A 6,115-nucleotide genomic window follows, 5' to 3' on the forward strand; every position below is an offset into this window, starting at 1 on the left:
GGCTCCTTACAGCACTTCCGGGGCCAGCGACACGATCTTCATGAAGCGTTCGGTACGCAGTTCACGCGTAACCGGCCCGAAGATACGGGTGCCGATCGGCTCGAGCTTGGTGTTAAGCAGCACGGCGGCGTTGCCGTCGAATTTGACCAGCGAGCCGTCCTGGCGACGCACGCCCTTGGCGGTGCGCACGACCACTGCGTTGTAGATTTCGCCCTTCTTGACGCGACCACGCGGGGCAGCATCCTTCACGCTGACCTTGATGATGTCGCCAATGCCGGCGTAGCGACGCTTGGAGCCGCCCAGCACCTTGATGCACATCACTTCGCGCGCACCGGTGTTGTCGGCTACTTCGAGCCGGGTTTCAGTTTGAATCATGGTGTTATCTTCCCAACTTAATCCGACACCTAGGCGTCGGTCAGTCTTGGTCCCCGTCAGCACCAAAGGGTGCCGTTTGGGTTGAGTCGTTCAAAAGTGGACAACCTTGCTACCTCGTCCAGACCCGTAGAGGATACGAATCGGCTTCGGAAGCCATCCACTCCCTTGCGAAACCAAAGACCGGTTTTGGCGAAAGAAGCGGAAAGTCCGGAATTATACATCGATAATTCCGGACTTGCAAGTCAAGCCTTCGCTTCAGACTGCCTTAGATGATACGGGCAGCTTCCACGAGACGGGCAACCGTCCAGGCCTTGGTCTTCGACAGCGGACGGGATTCTTCAATCTCGACCAGGTCGCCTTCCTTGTACTGGTTGGTTTCGTCGTGCGCGTGGTACTTCTTCGAGCGCACGATGTACTTGCCGTAGAGCGGGTGCTTCATTTGACGCTCGATCAGCACGGTAACCGTCTTGTCCATCTTATCGCTGACAACGCGACCGACGAGGGTGCGCTTCAGCGAAGTCTTAGCGGTATCGTTCATTTCTGGCTCGCCTTCTCAGTCAACACGGTACGCACACGCGCGATGTCCTTGCGCACCTTCTTCAGCTGGCTGGTGTTGCTCAGCTGTTGGGTGCCCGCTTGCATGCGAAGACCGAATTGGGCCTTCAACAGATCCGACAGTTCCTTGTTCAGGCCGTCGACATCCTTGGCACGAAGTTCGGATGCTTTCATTTCAAATTCTCCCTTCAGGCGCCAAGACGACGGACGAAGAACGTCGTCTGAATCGGCAACTTGGCAGCAGCCAGGCGGAACGCCTCGCGCGCCAGCGCTTCATCCACACCGTCCATTTCGTACAGCATCTTGCCCGGCTGAATCTCGGCGACGTAGTACTCCGGGTTACCCTTACCGTTACCCATACGCACTTCTGCCGGCTTTTGCGAGATCGGCTTGTCCGGGAAGATACGGATCCAGATACGGCCACCACGCTTGATGTGGCGGGTCATAGCACGACGAGCAGCTTCGATTTGACGAGCCGTCAGACGACCACGACCGACCGCCTTCAGACCGAATTCGCCGAACGACACTTCGTTGCCACGGGTGGCGACGCCAGTGTTACGGCCCTTCTGCTCTTTGCGATACTTTCTGCGTTTCGGTTGCAGCATGATTATTCTCCAGTCTTGGCGTCGCCTTCAGGCTTGCCAGCCGGACGGCGTGCACCACCGCGCTTCGCACCGGCCTTGTCGCCAGCATCGTCACGACGGGGGCGACGGTCGCCCGGACGCGCATTGCGGCGCGGACGCTTCTCTTCGGCCGGCTCTTCAGCCACCGGAGCGTCGTTGCGGCCCAGCGTGTCACCCTTGTAGACCCACACCTTGATACCGATGATGCCGTACGTCGTCTTCGCTTCCGAGGTTGCGTAGTCGATGTCAGCGCGCAGGGTGTGCAGGGGCACACGGCCTTCGCGGTACCACTCGGTACGGGCGATTTCGATACCGTTCAGACGGCCAGCGCTCATGATCTTGATGCCTTGGGCACCCAGACGCATCGCGTTCTGCATCGCGCGCTTCATTGCGCGACGGAACATGATACGGCGCTCAAGCTGCTGAGCGATCGAATCGGCGATCAGCTGCGCATCGGTTTCCGGCTTGCGGATTTCTTCGATGTTCACGTGCACGGGCACGCCCATGCGCTTTTGCAGCTCAGCCTTGAGGATTTCGATGTCCTCGCCCTTCTTGCCGATCACAACGCCCGGACGCGAGCTGAAAATCGTGATGCGAGCATTCTTGGCCGGACGCTCGATGACCACGCGGCCAACCGAAGCGTTCTTCAGCTTCTTCTTCAGGTAATCGCGAACGCCGATATCTTCCTGCAGCATTTTCGCGAAATCCTGGTTGTTCGCGTACCAACGCGAAGCCCAGTTACGACTGACAGCCAGACGGAAGCCAGTCGGATGAATTTTCTGTCCCATCGTGACCCCTTAGTTGCCCAGCGTCACAGTGATGTGACAGGTTTGCTTCTCGATGCGGTTACCACGGCCCTTAGCGCGCGCGGTGAAACGCTTGAGCGAGGTCGCCTTGTCAACGAAGATGCCCTTAACGCGCAGCTCGTCAATGTCAGCACCTTCATTGTGCTCGGCGTTGGCGATAGCCGACTCCAGCACCTTCTTGATGATGACCGCGGCCTTCTTCGGCGAGAAGGTCAGTACATTCAGCGCACGCTCCAGCGGCAGGCCGCGAATCTGGTCAGCGACCAGACGCGTCTTCTGCGCCGAGATACGGGCACCGCGGTGAATTGCTTTCACTTCCATGATCGGCCCCTTATTTCTTCGCCTTCTTGTCGGCCGCATGGCCCTTGAAGGTACGGGTAAGTGCGAACTCACCCAGCTTGTGGCCGACCATGTTTTCCGTCACGTACACCGGCACGTGTTGACGGCCATTGTGTACAGCGATCGTCAGGCCGATGAAATCGGGCAGGACGGTCGAACGACGCGACCAGGTTTTGATCGGCTTCTTGTCACGCGATGCAGCTGCCGCTTCCACTTTCTTCAGCAGATGAGCGTCGCAAAACGGACCTTTTTTAACAGAACGAGTCATTTGCTAGCTCCAATTAGCGCTTCTTGCGACGCTGAACGATCATGCTGTCGGTGCGCTTGGTCGAACGGGTACGCTTACCCTTGGTATGCTGACCCCACGGGCTGACCGGATGACGACCAGCTGCCGTACGACCTTCACCACCACCGTGCGGGTGATCCACCGGGTTCATCGCCACACCGCGAACGGTCGGGCGAATACCGCGCCAACGCTTAGCACCGGCCTTGCCCAATTGGCGCAGGCTGTGCTCTTCGTTGCCGACTTCACCGATGGTGGCGCGGCACTCGATGTGCACGCGACGGACTTCGCCCGAACGCAGACGCACTTGAGCGTACGTGCCTTCACGAGCCAGCAGCATTGCCGACGTACCAGCGGCACGGGCGATTTGCGCGCCCTTACCCGGCAGCAGTTCGATGCCGTGAATCGTGGTACCGACCGGAATGTTGCGGATCGGCAGTGCATTACCAGCCTTGATCGGAGCTTCGGAGCCGCTCACCACTTGCTGGCCGACGGTCATACCCTTCGGAGCAAGAATGTAACGACGCTCGCCGTCGGCGTAGCAAAGCAGTGCGATGTTCGCGCTGCGGTTCGGATCGTACTCAAGACGCTCAACCTTCGCCGTGATGCCGTCCTTGTTGCGACGGAAATCGACGATACGGTAGTGTTGCTTGTGACCGCCACCCATATGACGGGTGGTGATGTGACCGTTGTTGTTACGGCCAGCGGTCTTGCTCTTGGTATCGAGCAGCGGGGCGAACGGCTTGCCCTTATGCAGATCCTTGTTGACGACCTTGACCAGCGAACGGCGGCCCGGCGACGTCGGTTTCGTTTTGACGAGTGCCATGATTACTTGGCCTCCGCTTCAAAATTGATTTCCTGACCCGGCTTCAAGCTCACGTAAGCCTTCTTCTCGTGGTCGCGACGACCCATGAAGCGGCCAAAGCGCTTTTGCTTGCCCTTACGGTTCAGGATCTGCACCGACTCGACTTCAACCTTGAAGAGAAGCTCAACTGCAGCCTTCACTTCTTGCTTGTTCGCGTCGCGTGCAACTTGGAACACCACTTGTTCATTCTTGTCAGCCACCAGCGTCGCCTTTTCGGAGATCACCGGCGCGAGCAAGACCTGGTACAGACGATGGTCGTTTTTACGCACGTCGCTCATGACAGCATCTCCTCAATCTTGGCGATCGCGCCCTTCGTCAGCAGCACCTTCTTGAAGTAGATGAGCGACAGCGGGTCGGCGAAACGCGGCTCGGTGACGGCAACGTGAGCCAGATTGCGCGAGGCCAGGAACAGGTTCTCGTCCACGCTATCCGTGATCAGCAGCACCGACTCAAGACCCATGGCCTTGATCTTTTCAGCGAGCAGTTTGGTCTTCGGCGCATCCAGCTTGATGTCCTCGACCACCGACAGACGACCTTCACGAGCGAGCTGCGACAGAATCGAGCACACACCTGCGCGGTACATCTTCTTGTTGACCTTGTGGGTGAAGTTCTCTTCCGGCGAATTCGGGAAGATACGGCCACCGCCGCGCCACAGCGGGCTCGACGACATACCGGCACGAGCGCGGCCCGTACCCTTCTGACGCCACGGCTTCTTCGTCGTGTGCTTGACCTGTTCACGGTCCTTCTGCGCACGGTTGCCGCTGCGGGCGTTGGCTTGATAAGCCACCACAACCTGATGGATCAGCGCTTCGTTGTAGTCACGGCCGAACACGACGTCCGACGCGTTGACAGCAGCGCCTTCCTGACCTTGCTCATTCAGGAGCTTCAGTTCCATTGTTACGCTCCCTTCGCGAGTTTGGCCTTGACTGCCGAGGTCACGAAAACCTTGCCTTCGTTGGCGCCCGGAACGGCACCCTTCACGAAGATCAGGCCACGTTCAGCGTCAATGCGCGCGATTTCGAGATTCTGTACCGTCGTCGTGACGTCACCCAGGTGACCCGTCATGCGCTTACCCGGGAACACACGGCCCGGATCCTGCGCCATACCGATCGAACCCGGCACGTTGTGCGAACGCGAGTTACCGTGCGATGCGCGGCCCGAAGCGAAGTTGTAACGCTTGATGGTACCTGCGTAGCCCTTACCGATCGACACGCCTTGCACGTCGACCTTCTGGCCTACTTGGAACAGATCGACACCAACGGCTGCGCCGGGCTGCAGTTCAGCAGCTTTAGCAGCATCGATGCGGAATTCCTTGAGGATTTCACCGGCTTCAACACCCGCTTTCGCGTAGTGACCGGCGGCGGCTTTGGTCACGCGCGAGGCGCGACGATTGCCGAAAGTGACTTGAACGGCGGTATAGCCGTCCGTTTCATCCGTCTTGATTTGCGTCACGCGGTTGTTAGACACGTCGAGCACGGTGACGGGAATCGAATCGCCGTCGTCCGTGAAAATACGCGTCATGCCAACCTTGCGACCGACAAGGCCAAGGCTCATGATTTTCTCCATTCCCGACTGCGATTGGCCGGGGCTAAATGACAAAAGGATGGTCCACGGACGTGGGCCATCTTTTCAAAACTACACTTGAGCCCGCCATTATAGGCGGACTTTTATCGCTTGACAAGTGTTGCTAAATCACATAACAAAAGCCCCGCCGGGTCCAGCATTGGCGGGGCTTTCAAGAGCGAAATCGCTCTCAAGCCTTACTGCAGCTTGATTTCGACGTCGACGCCAGCCGGCAGGTCGAGCTTCATCAGCGCGTCAACCGTCTTGTCCGTCGGATCGACGATGTCCATCAGGCGCTGGTGCGTGCGGATTTCGAGCTGGTCGCGCGACGTCTTGTTGACGTGCGGCGAACGCAGGATGTCGAAACGCTCGATACGCGTCGGCAGGGGCACCGGGCCCTTGACGATTGCGCCGGTGCGCTTGGCGGTTTCAACGATTTCGGCAGCCGACTGGTCGATCAGGCGGTAGTCGAAAGCCTTCAGGCGGATACGGATCTTTTGGTTCTGCATGGAATTTCTCCAAAGAGCATGGCAACCCTCGTTCGGGCGCCGGGTAAATCACAAAGAGCAAACAGAATCACGACGATGGGGGCCGGAACCCCGCATCGTCGTTCAATCCGCTATTAGGCGACGATCTTGGCAACGACGCCCGAGCCAACCGTACGGCCACCTTCGCGAATTGCGAAGCGCAGACCTTCGGTCATGGC

13 protein-coding genes are annotated in these 6,115 nt (G+C 58.7%); all 13 read right to left on the reverse strand.

From position 1 onward, the window contains the following. Positions 1–6 precede the first annotated feature (6 nt). A complete protein-coding gene (gene rplN / locus PAN31117_RS24460; RefSeq protein ID WP_010804127.1) occupies positions 7–375 on the reverse strand; it encodes a 50S ribosomal protein L14 in 369 nt (122 codons plus the stop codon). 265 nt (positions 376–640) lie between these two features. Further along, positions 641–913, reverse strand: a complete 273-nt coding sequence (gene rpsQ, locus PAN31117_RS24465; RefSeq protein WP_150740477.1) for a 30S ribosomal protein S17 — start codon at positions 911–913, stop codon at positions 641–643. Next, complete coding sequence (rpmC, locus tag PAN31117_RS24470) at positions 910–1,104, reverse strand: 50S ribosomal protein L29 (protein WP_010804129.1); 195 nt, start codon at positions 1,102–1,104, stop codon at positions 910–912. Before rpmC ends, rpsQ begins: the two co-directional genes overlap by 4 nt. A 14-nt stretch (positions 1,105–1,118) precedes the next feature. Further along, positions 1,119–1,535 (reverse strand): 50S ribosomal protein L16, encoded by a 417-nt coding sequence (rplP, locus tag PAN31117_RS24475; protein WP_010804130.1) that lies wholly within the window; start codon positions 1,533–1,535, stop codon positions 1,119–1,121. Positions 1,536–1,537: 2 nt separating this feature from the next. Further along, positions 1,538–2,341: a 30S ribosomal protein S3 gene (rpsC, locus tag PAN31117_RS24480; protein ID WP_039393724.1), complete on the reverse strand. Its 804-nt coding sequence runs from the start codon at positions 2,339–2,341 to the stop codon at positions 1,538–1,540. 9 nt (positions 2,342–2,350) lie between these two features. Further along, complete coding sequence (gene rplV, locus PAN31117_RS24485; RefSeq protein ID WP_039393726.1) at positions 2,351–2,680, reverse strand: 50S ribosomal protein L22; 330 nt, start codon at positions 2,678–2,680, stop codon at positions 2,351–2,353. A gap of 10 nt (positions 2,681–2,690) precedes the next feature. Further along, a complete protein-coding gene (gene rpsS / locus PAN31117_RS24490; RefSeq protein ID WP_010804133.1) occupies positions 2,691–2,966 on the reverse strand; it encodes a 30S ribosomal protein S19 in 276 nt (91 codons plus the stop codon). Between the two features lie 13 nt (positions 2,967–2,979). Continuing rightward, positions 2,980–3,807, reverse strand: coding sequence for a 50S ribosomal protein L2 (gene rplB / locus PAN31117_RS24495; RefSeq protein WP_039393727.1), 828 nt, complete (start codon positions 3,805–3,807; stop codon positions 2,980–2,982). A gap of 2 nt (positions 3,808–3,809) precedes the next feature. Next, positions 3,810–4,124: a 50S ribosomal protein L23 gene (rplW, locus tag PAN31117_RS24500; protein ID WP_010804135.1), complete on the reverse strand. Its 315-nt coding sequence runs from the start codon at positions 4,122–4,124 to the stop codon at positions 3,810–3,812. Continuing rightward, the gene (gene rplD, locus PAN31117_RS24505) at positions 4,121–4,741 is read right to left on the reverse strand and encodes a 50S ribosomal protein L4 (RefSeq protein ID WP_010804136.1); all 621 of its coding nucleotides are present in this window, start codon (positions 4,739–4,741) and stop codon (positions 4,121–4,123) included. Before rplD ends, rplW begins: the two co-directional genes overlap by 4 nt. 2 nt (positions 4,742–4,743) lie before the next feature. After that, positions 4,744–5,400, reverse strand: coding sequence for a 50S ribosomal protein L3 (rplC, locus tag PAN31117_RS24510; protein WP_039401616.1), 657 nt, complete (start codon positions 5,398–5,400; stop codon positions 4,744–4,746). A gap of 206 nt (positions 5,401–5,606) precedes the next feature. Then, positions 5,607–5,918, reverse strand: coding sequence for a 30S ribosomal protein S10 (gene rpsJ, locus PAN31117_RS24515; protein WP_010804138.1), 312 nt, complete (start codon positions 5,916–5,918; stop codon positions 5,607–5,609). 113 nt (positions 5,919–6,031) lie between these two features. Beyond that, the coding region (locus PAN31117_RS24520; protein ID WP_455709878.1) for an EF-Tu C-terminal domain-related protein at positions 6,032–6,115 on the reverse strand (84 nt) is incomplete at its 5' end.

The organism is Pandoraea anapnoica, assembly GCF_902459765.1.
GTDB classification, from domain to species: Bacteria; Pseudomonadota; Gammaproteobacteria; order Burkholderiales; family Burkholderiaceae; genus Pandoraea; species Pandoraea anapnoica.